The sequence below is a fragment of the Thalassotalea fusca genome (assembly GCF_053485835.1).
In genome coordinates this window covers 398,519-414,330 of sequence record NZ_JBQRUN010000002.1, presented here as the reverse complement: position 1 = coordinate 414,330, position 15,812 = coordinate 398,519, and the positions used below count along the sequence as shown (strand labels likewise).

General features: G+C 39.9%; 14 protein-coding genes and 1 tRNA gene. 2 read left to right on the top strand and 13 right to left on the bottom strand.

Features of this window, described 5'->3' with window-relative positions; genetic code table 11:
* Positions 1-178 precede the first annotated feature (178 nt).
* Positions 179-1,261: a S41 family peptidase gene (locus ACSLUK_RS04090; RefSeq protein ID WP_448547241.1), complete on the bottom strand. Its 1,083-nt coding sequence runs from the start codon at positions 1,259-1,261 to the stop codon at positions 179-181.
* A gap of 186 nt (positions 1,262-1,447) precedes the next feature.
* Here ACSLUK_RS04090 and ACSLUK_RS04085 point away from each other — a divergent pair, with 186 nt between their 5' ends.
* A complete protein-coding gene (locus tag ACSLUK_RS04085; protein ID WP_448547240.1) occupies positions 1,448-2,743 on the top strand; it encodes a sensor histidine kinase in 1,296 nt (431 codons plus the stop codon).
* Here ACSLUK_RS04085 and ACSLUK_RS04080 read toward each other — a convergent pair whose 3' ends face one another.
* The 4 genes from ACSLUK_RS04080 to imuA form a co-directional block, all read right to left on the bottom strand.
* On the bottom strand, positions 2,744-3,427 hold the full coding sequence (locus ACSLUK_RS04080; protein WP_448547239.1) for a response regulator transcription factor: 684 nt from the start codon (positions 3,425-3,427) through the stop codon (positions 2,744-2,746). It lies immediately after the preceding gene.
* A gap of 133 nt (positions 3,428-3,560) precedes the next feature.
* Entirely contained in the window at positions 3,561-6,635 is a 3,075-nt protein-coding gene (locus ACSLUK_RS04075; RefSeq protein ID WP_448547238.1) for an error-prone DNA polymerase, read from the bottom strand.
* A complete protein-coding gene (locus ACSLUK_RS04070; RefSeq protein ID WP_448547237.1) occupies positions 6,635-8,041 on the bottom strand; it encodes a Y-family DNA polymerase in 1,407 nt (468 codons plus the stop codon). Before ACSLUK_RS04070 ends, ACSLUK_RS04075 begins: the two co-directional genes overlap by 1 nt.
* 2 nt (positions 8,042-8,043) lie before the next feature.
* Entirely contained in the window at positions 8,044-8,724 is a 681-nt protein-coding gene (gene imuA, locus ACSLUK_RS04065) for a translesion DNA synthesis-associated protein ImuA (protein WP_448547236.1), read from the bottom strand.
* Positions 8,725-9,055: 331 nt separating this feature from the next.
* Here imuA and ACSLUK_RS04060 point away from each other — a divergent pair, with 331 nt between their 5' ends.
* Entirely contained in the window at positions 9,056-9,340 is a 285-nt protein-coding gene (locus tag ACSLUK_RS04060; RefSeq protein ID WP_448547235.1) for a hypothetical protein, read from the top strand.
* 353 nt (positions 9,341-9,693) lie between these two features.
* On the opposite strand, the gene ACSLUK_RS04055 is transcribed toward ACSLUK_RS04060, so the two are convergent.
* The 8 genes from ACSLUK_RS04055 to glmM form a co-directional block, all read right to left on the bottom strand.
* On the bottom strand, positions 9,694-10,230 hold the full coding sequence (locus ACSLUK_RS04055) for a hypothetical protein (protein WP_448547234.1): 537 nt from the start codon (positions 10,228-10,230) through the stop codon (positions 9,694-9,696).
* Between the two features lie 8 nt (positions 10,231-10,238).
* Positions 10,239-10,499 (bottom strand): hypothetical protein, encoded by a 261-nt coding sequence (locus tag ACSLUK_RS04050; RefSeq protein WP_448547233.1) that lies wholly within the window; start codon positions 10,497-10,499, stop codon positions 10,239-10,241.
* Positions 10,500-10,502: 3 nt separating this feature from the next.
* Entirely contained in the window at positions 10,503-11,954 is a 1,452-nt protein-coding gene (locus ACSLUK_RS04045; protein WP_448547232.1) for a hypothetical protein, read from the bottom strand.
* Positions 11,955-12,040: 86 nt separating this feature from the next.
* Positions 12,041-12,595, bottom strand: coding sequence for a hypothetical protein (locus ACSLUK_RS04040; RefSeq protein WP_448547231.1), 555 nt, complete (start codon positions 12,593-12,595; stop codon positions 12,041-12,043).
* Between the two features lie 511 nt (positions 12,596-13,106).
* Positions 13,107-13,191 (bottom strand) — tRNA-Leu (locus tag ACSLUK_RS04035).
* 7 nt (positions 13,192-13,198) lie between these two features.
* Positions 13,199-13,597, bottom strand: a complete 399-nt coding sequence (gene secG / locus ACSLUK_RS04030) for a preprotein translocase subunit SecG (protein ID WP_448547230.1) — start codon at positions 13,595-13,597, stop codon at positions 13,199-13,201.
* A 6-nt stretch (positions 13,598-13,603) separates the two neighbouring features.
* Positions 13,604-14,371, bottom strand: a complete 768-nt coding sequence (gene tpiA / locus ACSLUK_RS04025; RefSeq protein ID WP_448547229.1) for a triose-phosphate isomerase — start codon at positions 14,369-14,371, stop codon at positions 13,604-13,606.
* A 100-nt stretch (positions 14,372-14,471) separates the two neighbouring features.
* A complete protein-coding gene (gene glmM / locus ACSLUK_RS04020; protein ID WP_448547228.1) occupies positions 14,472-15,809 on the bottom strand; it encodes a phosphoglucosamine mutase in 1,338 nt (445 codons plus the stop codon).
* Positions 15,810-15,812 lie beyond the last annotated feature (3 nt).

The following is a 15,812-nucleotide window of genomic DNA, read 5'->3' as shown; positions in this document are numbered from 1 at the left end:
TAAACATGAAATAGATTTTCGCACCCTATAAACTGATGTTATATCTTATAGGCACAGCTTCCGCGTCCTGCTCACGCTAAGTACCTACATCCTTGTAGGCACAGCTCCCGCGTCCTGCTCACGCTAAGTACCTACATCCTTGTAGGCATTAACCTTTTGGGGCTACAGGCCTTTAGCTTTACCCTTTTAGCGATGATAATCTTGCAGAAATGCGTTGTTTTCGTCGTTCGCTGGCTTCCTTTGCTAATAAATTAGTCAAATATTGCATTTGCGCCTCATTTAATGCTTCATCACTCGTGCTCTTCACGTCAGGAGTCACGCCTGTTTTCTCCCAATTTGTTTGCGTAACAGGGCTAACACCTCTGGCGGTAGGCAAAAACATACTAAAGTGGTCGGTAATCGCAACAAAGTCACCCGAGTTTGCTGCGCCACCTGTTTGCTCACCGACTATAGTAGCGCGCTTAAAGTGCTTCATCGCATAGCTAAAATCTTCTGCTGCTGAAACTGTATTTTTATCTACCAGTATGATCACTTCCTTATTTTCATTATATCTTGGCCCTTCTACATAAGTGGTTGTCCAATGTTGAACGGCCATATTTTCTTTAGGCGTAATCATTGTTAACGTATGCGTTGGTTGCTCAAAGAAATAACTAAGTAGTAATTGAACAGTTTGCTCTTCTCCACCAAAGTTACCACATAGATCAATGATCAGTGCATCAGAATTACTCAATAAGGTCATCGTTGATGCTAATAGCTTACCAACATGCTCAGTTGGACCAAAAGCGCTTAGCTTAAAGTAGCCAATGTTAAATGGAAGGCGTTCAATTTTTTCAAAGCCGAAGTTTTGCGCTTGCCACATTTCAAGTTCAAATGCTCCCTTGTCCGCTTCAGCATTGGGATCATCCGCAGGCACTGGATGCGCATTGTATTCAACCTGTAAATGCTTATCTTGTGAAAGTTCCTGCAGCTTTTCAGTTAGCAATCTAGCAAATTCGTCGCCTTGAGTGACGCTATTAAACTTCTCTATTTCAACATGCTTCAGCAATTGCTCAGATAACTGCTTTCCTTTTTCGGGGAACACATATTCTTGCGCCAATTTGTCAGCTATCGCCCGCACAACATTGTGGCTATTGAATGCTTTGTCAATTTGCCCAGATTCGTTTGCCGCGACGTTAGTACAATTAATCGACAAGCCAAACACAATTGCACTGACTAAGGGTTTGAAAATACCGTGAGTACTTGAGTGAATTAATTTCGTCATGTTGTTCTACCTCTCCAATTGGAAACTCGCTAAATCTAAACTACTTAATTTATTGAGTTATTTAGTTTATGGAGGGAATTGTATAGAATGATTTTCACCGTAAAATCGACAAATTGTCACTTTTTTGTCATCAACAGAGATATTCTGTTATTTAGAAAAACATCAACTATAAGAATAATAATTAAGATGCCCTATTTCCTGACCTTTGTTTTTTATCTCGTTTCCGCGGTTGGTATTATCAATGTAATCAATTTACTAGGCGTGTATTTTTACGGTCTCGATTTCTTAACTTGGTGGCCTTTAGGTAGTGCCATGTTATTTGGATTAGGTGGTGAGCCTCAATCGATTTTAGCAACTAATGTCTCCGGGTTATCAATCGATCTGCGTGTGCCTGGACTAAGCGACAACTTAACAACATATTGGCTTACTCGAACAGGATTATCTTTAATAACGATTGTGCTGTTTCTCACAATTTTAGGCACTTTTCGTCAAATGCTAAAAACGGTGAGTGTCGAAAAGCCTTTTGATTTAGCTAATATTAGACGCGTGCAATTTATCATTGCACTCGTGTTGGTTGAGATTATTGCACTCGACTATTGGCGAACCGAAAGCATGGCCCCCATTAAGACATTGGTAGACAACATGGGAGCACCAATAGTCAGCACCAATAGCAGCTACCAAAATGCCGATGCGTTTGCGTACATACTGCTGCTATTGTTATTAACATTGCTGTCGATATTTCGCAGAGGCCTTGCGCTATACCAAGAACAAAAAGTTCTCGAAGAACAACTTCATAAAAAAAATAAGTTTGCGGCTATTGGTACTTTAGCTACAGGAGTTGGTCATGATTTTAATAACATCCTAACATCGATAATCGGCTACACCGAAATGGCAGTTACAGCCAAAAATAAAGAAGAATCCCAGTACGCACTAAACCAAGTATTGGCCTCATCTACGAGAGCAAAGCGCTTAACACAACAATTGCGAGCAATCGGTAACCAACAATTTCACCAAAAGAATGATGAAGTGCTTGATTTAAAAAATGAACTATCCGAGTTATTAGTTTCGATAGAGCCAATGCAGCCGGATAACATATTAGTTAGAAAACACTTTAGTAATACCGACACTTACCCAGCTATTGCCGATTCAACCAAGCTTTATCAAGTGTTCTTAAATCTGGTAACCAATGCATTTCAAGCGATGAAATCAGGTGGTGAGTTAAATGTCGATATCAAGCATTGCGAATATCATGACCGACAAGGGTTTATTATTACCTTTAGCGATTCAGGTTGTGGTATTTCTGCTGAACACCAACAAAAGATATTTGAACCATATTACACAACAAAACATCAATCAGGGGGAACCGGTTTGGGTCTAGCAATGTGCTACAGCATTGTAGACGCCTACAAAGGTTATATCAGCGTTGACAGTATGTTGAATAAAGGCAGTACGTTTAGTGTTTGGCTGCCACAGCACCAATAATCACATGCCGCTTAGTTTGTATCCAATGCCAGAGACAGTTTTTATCAAGCTTCCTTTATTACCTAGTTTCTTGCGAAGTTTGTAGATCTGATTATCAATGGCGCGATCTGTTATGTAATAGTTATCACCTTTACTCAATGATATCAGTTCATCTCGGGAAAAGACTCTGTCAGGTGAATTAACTAAGAGCCTTAAAATATCAAACTCCATTTTTTGTAAAAGCACACACTCTTCATCAACTATTACCGTTCTGGAGTCGCCATCAACATTGATACCACTATACGCTATTATGTTTTTCGGTTTTGATTGCAGTGTAGAATCGTGTCTCCTCAAACTTGCTTTAATGCGCGCTACAAGCAGTCTAGGATTGAATGGCTTTGCAATGTAATCATCGGCAATTTCTGAAAGACCTTTTTCGATGTCATCGACATCCGCTAGATCTGTAAGCATGATAATGATCGGTAAATTGATATATTGTTTTTGTAACTGATCACAAAACTCGTAACCGTTCATGCCCGGTAGTTCAATATCTAACAGAATCAAATCAGGCATATTGTGTTCACACGCAGCCAAAGCATCTTCTGCGCTTGATACTGCGGTAACTGAGTATGATTCTTTTTCCAGAATATACTGCACCATTGTTCTGATGTGCTCGTCGTCTTCTACGATTAAAATAGTCGGCATGCGTGGGTTATAAGTCAGTTATTTTTATAATATTCCTAGGCATAGCATATGCGAAGCTAATACGGTAAGGAATAGCCAGAGCGAGTTTATTTGTAATTCGTGCCAAATTCATTCCAGTGATTGCAACGAAGCGTTAATGAAAATCCCGAGATTGCGTATTGAGAGTTTCGAGTTCATTGGTTAAATCAGTCAGCTTACCAGCTATTACATGAGTTACTTCTCCTTCTCTCTCCAGTATTCCTTTAACCATTAATATTTTAGCGGTCATAAAGGGTTCTTTTTGCGCTCTGGATGTAGCAGACCAAACAACCACATTAATATTGCCAGTGTCATCTTCTAACGTCACAAAAGTCACCCCTGATGCAGTACCGGGTGCTTGTTTCCCTGTAACCACACCGACTACGGTAACGAAGGACTTATGCTGTTTTTCTTGTAGCTCCACCATACGCGTGAACTTGCCGAGCTTGCCTGCGTCAGCCATCAAAGTAATGGGATGTTTATTCAATGTAAGCCCTGTCGACGCATAATCTTCTGTTAATGTTTCCAACTCACTCGGGTTAAAATCAAAAGCCTCTTGTTCAGCACAGCCATTTGCAGAAAATAAAGCGATTTCGTCTTCCGTATTCATAATTTGCCAGCGAGTATGATAACGATTTCCCGAAATAGAATGAAAAGCATTGGCACTCGCCAGTTGCTCAATCACAAAACGATTAATTCCTAATCGCTTCACATCACTGACAGTTTGAAAGCCGTCAGCTGGCCTTTGTGCTATCAGTAACTCAGCCGCTTGTTTAGAAAAGCCATTAATAATGCGTAAGCCTAAACGTATCGCCTTGTCATTTTGCTCATCTACTACCATATGATCATAGCTGGACTGATTCACGCAAACGGGAAGTATGGCTATATTATGACGCTTTGCATCCTGAATAAGCTGAGAAGCTGAATAAAAACCCATCGGCAAACTATTTAACAAAGAGGTATAAAATAATGCAGGATAGTAATACTTTAGCCACGCAGAAGCATATGCAAGCACCGCAAAAGAAGCTGAATGACTTTCCGGAAAACCATATTCACCAAACCCCAGTATTTGATTGAAAATTTGTTCTGCAAACTCAATTTTATAGCCTCGTGCTTTCATGCCATCAACTAACTTCGTTTTGAATTGCATCAATTTACCGTTCTTTTTCCAGCTGGCCATTGCCCGACGTAACTGATCGGCCTCGCCGCCACTAAAACCAGCGGCTACCATGGCTAGTTTAATCACTTGCTCCTGAAAAATAGGCACACCTAAGGTTCGCTCGAGCACCCCTTTTACTTCATTTGATGGGTATTCTATTGCTTCAGAGCCATCGCGTCGCTTTAGAAAGGGATGCACCATATCCCCTTGAATTGGACCTGGACGAACAATGGCAATTTGTATCACTAAATCATAATAATTCGCAGGCTTGAGCCTAGGCAGCATGCTCATTTGAGCACGCGATTCTATTTGAAACACGCCAACGGTATCGGCCTTTTGGATCATTGCATAAACAAGTGGATCATCATTTAATCGGGTAATATTAGCTATTGTAAGTGAACGATTATAATGATGTTTAATCAAGGCAAAGCACTTTCGTATCGCACTTAGCATACCTAATGCGAGTACATCTACTTTAAGTAGCCCTAATGACTCCAGATCATCTTTATCCCATTGAATCACCGTTCTGTCTGCCATACTTGCATTTTCCACAGGCACAAGCTCATATAAAGGGCCTGCAGAAATGACAAAACCGCCAACATGTTGCGATAAATGGCGCGGAAAACCTTTTATTTCATTCACCAAGTTAATAAATTGCTGCCCTTTCATTGAGTGAGGGTTCAAGCCAAGTTCAATCACTTGTGATTGCCAATCTAGCTCTTTATCACGGCGATTGATATTTTTAATAAAAAATTCTAGCTGAGTCACATTGAGACCCAGTGCTTTGCCTACTTGTCGAATGGCACTTTTTAGTCGATAAGTTATCACTGTAGCAGCGATTGCGGTACGCTCTCTTCCATACTTTTGATAAATATACTGAATAACTTCTTCCCTACGTTCATGCTCAAAATCAACATCAATATCAGGGGGTTCATCGCGCTCTTTACTAATAAAGCGTTCAAACAACACACTTATTTGCCGCGGATCAACAGAAGTTATTTCTAAGCAGTAACAAACAATTGAGTTGGCAGCGGATCCCCTTCCCTGATACAAAATTCCCTGCTGCTTAGCAAACATCACCACATCATGAATAGTAAGGAAATAGTAGGGATAATCTAACTCCTCAATTAACGTCAATTCCTTTTCAATGGTTTGCTGCATATCTGGTTTAATTCCTTCAGGAAAACGACGTTTAATTCCCTGAGCAACAAGCGCGCGTAAATGTCCCATTGGCGTTTTAGCTTTAGGCACAAGTTCAGCGGGATATTCATATTTGAGCTCTTTTAAATCAAACTCGCACCGTTCAGTGATTTCAAGAGACTCTATCAACCATTGCCGTTCAAATAGTTTGGTTAACTTGGCAATAGAACGTAGCGAACGCTCTGCATTGGCAAGACACTCATAGCCCAACTCACTGATCGGTTTTCCCACTCTGATCGCCGTTAAGGTATGTTGTAATGACAAACGATTCGCGTTATGAAATAACACACCACCACACGCAGTAATAGGTAACGCCATTTGCTTAGCGAGTAACAGGTTATGCTGAATATACTGCTGATCATTGTTGAGCAATCGTCTTTGCGTCCCCAGCCAAAGTCGTCCTTGATGATATTTATTCAGCCAATGTCCCCAATGTGCATCGCTTGAACGCCCTGTTGGTAGCCAAATAACGAAGCAATGTTTAAGTGAAATAACATCCCATTCCTGAAGATTGTAACTGCCTTTTTCACTACGCCTTCTCGCATTCGTAATAACGCGGCACAGCTCTGCGTAGGCCTTACGATTCGGACACAATAATACAAATTGTAACTCGTCATTTAGCCAAAACACGCTCCCCACAATTAACTTGATTGCTAATGAATGCTCTTTGATAGCCGCATAAGCGCGTACAACCCCAGCGACCGAGCACTCATCGGTTATCGCAATTGCTTGATAACCTAAAAAGTTAGCTTGGATAACTAACTCTTCCGGGTGGGATGCACCTTGCAGAAAAGAGAAGTTACTTTGGCAGAATAGTTCACTATAGCTCATCAACTAAACACCCCATGCACAAACCATTGCTGGTTATGGTCTTTAAACAACCACAGCCATCGGCCACTCTCTGTTCTGCCAATGAAATAGTCTCTAATAACTTGATGGTTGTCCCACCAGCCCGTTATTACTCTTTCTGGATAGGGCATTAACGTGATTTGTTCATGAAGCGGTACAGGAGATGAAAACAACAGGCTAGGACGCAATTTTTTATCCATACACTGTGAAGTATATGTCGACAATGGTTCACCTAGCTGGTTTGCTACCTCAGGCCTGTGATCTTGTACAACCTGTACGCCTTTTACGCGATTTTGGCCAAGTTTAGCCGTAAGTATTGCAACTAATTCTTCTGGTGATTGCTGTCCTTTTTCCCCCTGAAATAAGTCAGTATGTTGCACATATTTATTGAGTATACGTTGCGCTTTTAAAGTGATCCCAATCACTGGCGCATTAAGCACAACAGACTCCAACTGAAGCGTTGAAAGCTGTAACCATTTCTCAGCTTTATATTCTCCTTGTGCGGCAATTATCGATAAGCTTAAATCGTCACAATCACGTTGATGCAAAACGACGATAAGCTCACTGGCAGTTTTGTCTTTTAACCGTAAATAGTGCTCCAACAGTTTATACAACTTCAGTAAGGGCTTTTCTAAATACTGACTATTCGAGACTTCATGATATAGCTCTAAATACTGTTCGAAATGTTCCGGTGGTATATAAAAAGTCACATGGTGCCGAATATGCCCTGTTAATTGACCTATGTAATTAACAACGTCCAAACTAAAGCGTTTAGATAATTGAGGAAGCGATAAGGATAATAGTTCAGAAAACGTATGTATGCCGACTTTACGCAAACGAGACACCACTCTTTTATCTAAATCAGCACTGGCCAAAGGCTGCTTTTTTATCTGTTCAATAAGCCAATTTTTATCTGCTGAAATTCGATTTAACCCTTGCCTTGCCAGTATACGTGCGGCGTACGGCGAATAGCCTGTCGCATATTGGTAGCTAAACCCCAAACATTCTAAATGCTGAGATAACACGCGCCAATATTCAGCCAAATTGTGATGTAAACTCAGCATGCTACTAGCGCCAATCAATAAGCCGTTGGGAGGATATAAGGCGATATCAGCGGTTACCGAATACAGCCAATGTGCAATACGTTTTAATACCTTATTCTCAACCATTTGATCATAAGGTTTCACCTGAAGCTCAGCACAAAGCGAAGAAGCAGTGCCTAGCCCCATACCAACTTTTATCCCTTCATTAGCTGCCAATTGATTTAATTGAACAACTTCATTCTGTTTATCATGGACAATAATCAATGGGTATGTCTGAGCATCAGCTTGCTGATACATAGCATCAAGCTGCAATGACGGAAAATGAAGATAAAGCCACAGCGCCATACTTAACCTACATTGGCACTTGGAAAATGAATCAAATTGTTGGGTGCAGGTTGTAGCGTCAATGACGGCCACTGTTCAACCATATTCACAATAAAGCTATCGGTAGGCCAACCGCCTTTACGTTTATTCACTCGAACCGACAATCCCTGAGCATGAGGACGTAATGACAAGCTCAAATCAAAAGGCAGTGAAAGTGATTCAGCCTTCTTCGTACGTAAAATAAACTGGTGACTACACCCTACCTCACTCGCCACTTGTAATCGCTTAATTTGGTGAACTTCTAACGCGCTGTCTGTCCACATAACAACACTGTGGCAAACACCACTACGAAGACATTGTTCAGCCGCCCACAGTGCTTCTTGCTGCTTATCAGGATACACAACAATCACTTTATCTAATGCAAAGCCCTGCGCTATTAACGCCTGAGCACCAACAATACCCGGTGGCGAAATAAACACAATTAATCGCTCTTCAGTAACAGCACGCTTTAATACGGGTAGCAAAACACGAAGTTCGCCAATACCATAATTGGCTTGTATTTCTGTTACCCCTTTTTGAAAGCCCCCGTCAAGGCGTTGGTCTATCTCGCTATAACCTGTAGCATCAACATCCCGCACAGACATTTTTCTTGTGCCCTGCCAAACGAGTTGTTGATGCTGAAGTAAGTCTATTAAATTATTCATATAAACACCTGTATATTTTTACAGTATACAAATAATATTAGTAATTTTCTAGCGTATATTCTGATTAATTTTTAATTTCATTAATTAACAAAGACCTAATTCGCTAGCTAATTCATTGTCCAGCTTCAAGATGAAAACAATCGTGGTGATGCAATGAGATTAGAAGCGACTTACAAGATGCACAATCGCTCGATAAAAAAGTAATAAGCTCTGCAAAACAGGTAGCAAACAACCAATCAACTTAACAAGTAAAGCGGCCTATTTTTGGGAAAGCCTCCCTAATTTTGTTAAACTAAATATTGAACAGAACTAATTATATTGGTGAATTAAGATGTCGCAGTTTAATGTTACTAATATAGTGTTTGAATTGGATTGGATGAAGATACTTAATGACGCTATAAAATTACAAACAAATCAAACAAGTATGAATGAACAAGAGTTGACGATTCATCGTGATTTATGTATCGATGCTTACGGCTATCTTGTATCGTTAAAACAAGAGTTTAGCCTTAGAAGTGAACTTGACGTTGCTGATCAAATTCAAAAATGCTTGCTTAGCCTATCAAAATGTTTAATGTTCATTACCCAAACACTAGATACAATAAAGCAAAGATAAGGTAGCTTAATCACTACCTTATACCAATCCGCATAAGAGATTGCTCACTTAGCGAGAATTTAAAGGTTTAGAGGCAAGGCATTGATTGCTAAGAATGGTTATTCTCGGCAACTGCGTCCTGCGTTGCCCTAATGTCCCACATCCATGTGGGAACCTTGATAAAATCAATAACGCAGCATATAAGCCTTTAAAACTCGCCCTTTGGGAATGCATGGGCAACATGATAACTGCACAAAATAAGCTTAATGTAGAGCAACTATATCTACACTTATTTCGTTTGTTCTAATGTCGCCCATGTCATTCTAAGTGGGCAATTCTTTATACGGATTGGTATTATCTAATCAGGGTTAGTTCTAACCAAATAGCCCTGTGATCACACTAATGGCATCGTTTACGGCGTCACTTAAAACAGTGACAACGCTATTAGCTGAGCTAAATATGTCACCAAAAGCATTGGCAATCCCATCAAGCGCGTTGGTATATGCCTGATTCATTTTAGGAATAAGCGTCAACACAACCTGTTGTAAATTCTTTTGCTCATTCTTATCTAGCCGTTTAGAGTGTGTTTCCAAACTATTAATGAACTTTTCATTAGCTTTACTACACTGTGCGTTCATTTGGTTGAGTAAATTTAACCAGCCTTCGTCAATATTTTTAGTTTGTTGTTCTCGAACTAGCTCACCATGCTCAATAAGCTTAGGTTTTGCTTTTTGAATCATTTGACATACTTCATTTTTCCAAGCTTCCAAATAACCATCAAGCATTTTTTTTGTGTCAGCGTGTAATGTAATAGTAGACTTCTCATCTGCAACAGAAATAGATTTTTTTCCCTGCAAATACAACAGTAAATCATTCCACTTCAATTTTTGTTCAGTAATAACATCCATCATCAATATCCTTATTCCAATAGATGCCAATCCTTAACTAATACTGAGTTTTCTGTTACCTCAGCTTCAGCTTCAATTTTATGTCCGATAGCCGCATCAAACTCAGTATTTTGAAAAGGGTTAGCACCTATTTTTCTGATTAAATAAGGTTTCTTAAAATTTAATGCTTCTGTAGTACCATCACAGTAATCTATGTTTATTACTACAGCCAAATTCTCACTTTTAGAACCTGGTGCATAGTTAATCTTTTCTAAAAAACCAGTAACTTTCATTAATTAACCCTTCGAGTAAAGTATGTCTTTTTTAACCACTTTACCTTGCTCCTCAACTATATGTAATACAACATTACTCACTTGTCCTACAGCGACCCTTTCTACATTAGTATAAATAATAGAGTGAAAATTATGTTGTCGTGCAGGTCGCAAATTTTTGGCCGTTACACTTTCTTGCACTACATTGAGTTGACCGCTGTGAACAACAGGTTCCGATTTTATGCCTAACTTTTCAGTAATGGCATAAATTTCATCTTTTACCACATCTGGCATTGCCATAGATTTACTCACACTATAGTAAGCAATATTAGACTCTGTTAAATCAAAAGCTTTAGCCTTAGCCCTAGCTTTATCAGCTATAACAGGTGCTACTGTTGAATCCCCATAACAAACGAATTGTGCAATTGTTTTTAAATCTGCTGGTGTTAGCGGTGAACTTTGATGAATAAATTGCTGTCTGGCAATTAACATCGCATCAGCTAAATCATGACCTTGTCTCAATGCGTTAACATAAAACTGAGCAATATAATCGGCTTGCCCTTGACCACTTGCTGGGCCATAAGCAATATTCGTACTTCCGCAAAACGTTGACGCTTTGTTTTCTAAATAGCAATTACACAAGCCTGATTGTCCATTAACAGCATAAAGTTGTGCCCCATAACAACATTCCGCCGCAACAATTGCGAACTCTGCACTCTTTCCGGCAAGCTTATCTACAGAAAGAGCCACTGGATAATTTAACCCTTGTTGTCCATACCATTGTTGATCGTGGTCTGCGCCATGACAGTTGATAAAATGACAAGGTGCCCCAAGTTGACTATCAGACCAGTCGTTATTTTCTGGTGGGCAGTATTGGAGTTCATCATCATTACCAAATATATGCGTTACGCTTTCAGCCGTTGAACCTTGCCAAACTTTTGCCGAAATGGCTAAGTAATTATCATAATGAGATTTCTTTTGAGGTACTGAATTAATTGCCGTATCTAGTGCATTAAGCAATGCCGTTGCTTTAGTTGCTTTGATCACGTCAGGCAATCTTGTAATCGCAACAACCGGTTTTAAAAAGTCGGTAATTTTTTCGCTAAATGGTTCACTGCATGCGTAAGGTAAATCGGACGGTACGGCGTCATCTCCATCCGTTGTCATAGGGTTTTCTAATCGTTGAAATGGCACTACTTCTGGACCACCTAAGATCGTAACACTAGCGGGCTTTAATGCTGCTACCAGTGCGGTAATAGCGTCTTTATTTTGTTTCTCATCTTGCGAGTTAGTAACCACAGGCGCTTTAAATCCTTGCATTTTCGCGCTATCGTCAAGATAAATTACCTGAGAATCAATACCTCTTTGGTTATCCGCTTTGATCAGTGCGTTTAGCGACTTTTCAATTAAGCCAATTTCAGATACATATTTATGATTAAGAACAGACAAGTTTGAAATAATAAGCTTTTGTTTCATTGTTAATATCCTATAAACAAATACAAAAAAGCCGGAAATAACTGCTCCGGCTTACAAACATAACGGGAGGTTACGCTTTAGCGGTCTTAAAAAATACTCTCAATAGCACCTACAGCACTTTTGATGGCACCAGTTACAGCATTAATCACAGACTCAACAGCAGAAACTATTGCATTCCAAGCATCACTCAAGAAGTTAAGTACTTTGCTATAAATCCCCATCATAGGACCGATAGCAGCCATCGCTAATTGCTGAAGTGCAGTTTGTTGTGCAGGAGACATATTTGAGGAACTAGATTGTAAATTACTTACAAATTTTTCGTTTGCAGCTTTTGATTCTGCGTTCATTTTATCAAGAATGTTTTTCCAGCCACTTGTTGCTTCTTGTGTATTTCCATCTTTATAAGCATTTCCTTGTTCTTCTAGTGAACTTTTCTTATTTTCAACGTTTCCTTTTGAAGTTTTTTTCCATACACCTTGTTGCTCTGTAAGCAACGCTTCAACTTCCGGATCTTGCCCCTTGCTAGTTGGTAAAAACTTAAAGCTGTGTTTTTCACCATTCAGCATTTTAGTCAGTTCAACCCAATTCTTATTCACTTGGTTAATCAGTTCTTTTTCTTGAGGCATTGCAATTGTTGTCATTTGGATTCTCCATATCTATTTAAATGATTTGTGTGGCTAAAACCACATCAACAAGGTTAGTTGAGAGTGTCGCTATTTCAAGGAAACAACGAAAATAAAATAATCATTTGTTTACAATAGCTTAGAGTGAAGAATGATAGCCATTAATCTTAAGTTTATGAAATCAGTAGGTAAAAAAATTAAAACTATATTAATAAGGCAAACCATTTAAATTACATTTTTTATACAAAACTTCATCGAATATATAGCTATTTGTTAACGCTATTACCCCCTAGATGCTTGCTACTTACAAGAACACAGTGAGACACAATTAATTTAGCTAACCATTCAATACCTCAGCGATACTTTAGTTTCGATGCCGCGTGATATTGGCTGAGCTCAAAAATCATAGCTGTGATTAAATTGGAGAAATTATTTTAGCGGAAACCATCTATTAAAAGACGGCACAATTTACGAACGACAAAATAGCACAAAAAAAGGGCTGTATTTCTACAGCCCTTTATTCGTAATTTGGTGCGGATGGCGGGACTTGAACCCGCACGCCGTGAAGCACCACCCCCTCAAGATGGCGTGTCTACCAATTCCACCACATCCGCGAAACTTTTAGTTTGGAACGTCTGACGTATTATCTTGCTCAGTTTCTGTTGATACTGGAACGTCATCGTTCGCTGCTGCTTGAGGCTCAGCACTATCAGTAGGCACGTCGTCAGCAGGAATTGTTTGTTCAACTGGCGTTGCTAAATCATTCCACTCGTCAGTTGCTTTTACACGGTTAGCCGTTAAGTTACCAAGCACTAAGCTGATCGCGAAGAATGCGATGGCCAACCAAGTTGTTGCCTTAGTTAGGAAGTTACCTGAACCACTTGAACCGAAAATAGTTGCTGAAGAACCTGCACCAAATGATGCGCCCATATCAGCACCTTTACCTTGTTGAATTAACACTAAACCGATTAAGCAAAGCGCAACAAGTACGTAAATGATGATTAAAACTTGATACAACATTATGTCTTATCCTTTATAGGTTGAACAAATTTCTGCGAATTCGTCAACTTTCAAACTCGCACCACCAATAAGACCACCGTCTATATCTGGCTGTGCGAACAATTCATTACAGTTAGCGCCATTAACGCTACCGCCATACAATAATGAAATGCCTTCTGCAATTTCACTATCTAATTGAGCTAAGAAATGACGAATGAAACGATGAGTTTCTTGTGCCATTTCTGGCGATGCTGTTTTGCCAGTACCGATAGCCCAAACAGGCTCGTACGCAACAACAACACGCTTAAAACTTTCAATACCAATTGCATCAACAACCGGTTGTAACTGAGCGGCTAAAACTATTTCAGTTTGCTCTGCAGCTCGCTCTGCTTCACTTTCACCAACACATAAAATGGGTGTTAAGCCTGCCGATAAAACCTGTTTAACTTTATCTGCAACGTGAGTGCTTGTTTCTTTAAAGATGCTACGTCTTTCAGAATGGCCAACTATAACATAGTTAACATTCATTTCCTCTAACATATTTGTCGAGACTTCGCCGGTATAAGCACCCTTTTCGTATTCGCTAGCGTTTTGTGCGCCCAGAAATACGCGTTCATTTAGGTTTTTATGTTCTGCTTTTGCAGAAAACAAACCTAAATAAGGAAAACTAGGACAAACTACCACATCTACACTGTCAGCAATGTTGATTGAAGAAAGCTTATCGATCATGCTATCTACAAGTGATAAGTTTCCATTCATTTTCCAGTTTGCAGCAACTATAAAACGTCTATTCATTTGTCATTCCTTAATTGAAGCGGCGAGATATTATCGAACTCGCGATAAAGTTACAAGCATTTCGCTTAATAACTTTATCGTTTGCTCATATTTCAATCACTTAGCACGCAAGTTTTACGGCTTCTGCTATTTCATTAGCCAATTCGGTGACTTCTTCAACTTCAGGTCCTTCAACCATGACTCGAATTAACGGTTCAGTGCCTGACTTTCTTAACAATACACGACCTCGTCCGGTGAGTTTTTCGTTTACACGATGTACTGCACCAACCACATTGTCATCTTTGAGCGGATCTGAATCACCCGAAAAGCGTACATTGACCAATACTTGTGGAAGCTTGTTCATACCTTGACGGAGTTCGTATAACGACTTTTCTGAGCGACATACCGCTGTTAACACGTTTAGTGCCGCAATTATACCGTCACCTGTTGAAGTATGCTTAAGATTGATTACATGGCCTGAATTTTCAGCACCTAGCTGCCAGCTATTTTCTTTTAGCATTTCCATAACATAACGGTCGCCCACTTTACTTCGCGCAAATGGCACGCCCATATCAGCTAATGCAAGCTCAAGCCCCATGTTACTCATAAGTGTGCCAACAACACCGCCACGAATTTTACCGGCTTTAAGATCGTTACACGCAATAACATAAACACACTCATCACCGTCGACTACGTAGCCTGTATGATCGACCATCATTAAACGATCGCCGTCACCATCTAAAGCAATGCCTAAATCGGCTTGATGTTCAACAACTGCCTTTGAAATAGCATCCATAGAAGTCGCACCAACACCGTCATTAATGTTAGTACCATTAGGAGATGCACCAATCACAATAACTTCAGCCCCTAGCTCTCTGAATACGTTAGGAGCAATATGATACGTTGCACCATGCGCACAATCGACAACAAGCTTTAAGCCTTTTAATGAATAGTGGCTCGGGAAATTACTCTTACAAAATTCAATATAGCGACCAGCTGCATCGTCAATACGCGTCGCTTTACCCAATTTAGCTGAATCCACACAGCTCATTTCTTTGTCTAACTCGGCTTCAATCGCTAGTTCAACGTCATCAGGTAACTTAGAACCGTCTTGAGAGAAAAACTTGATGCCATTATCGTAGTACGGATTATGAGAGGCACTGATCACAATACCCGCTTCTGCTCTAAACGTTTTCGTCAGATAAGCGATACCAGGTGTTGGCATAGGACCAAGTAAACCAATGTCTACGCCCGCAGCGGAAAACCCAGCTTCTAGTGCAGATTCAAGCATATAACCTGAAATACGGGTATCTTTGCCAATTAACACTTTTTTCGTGCCCTGTGCAGCCAACACTTTTCCTGCTGCATACCCTAACTTCATGACAAAGTCAGGAGTAATAGGATATTGGCCTACCAAACCACGTACACCATCAGTACCGAAATACTTTCTTTCTGACATTAT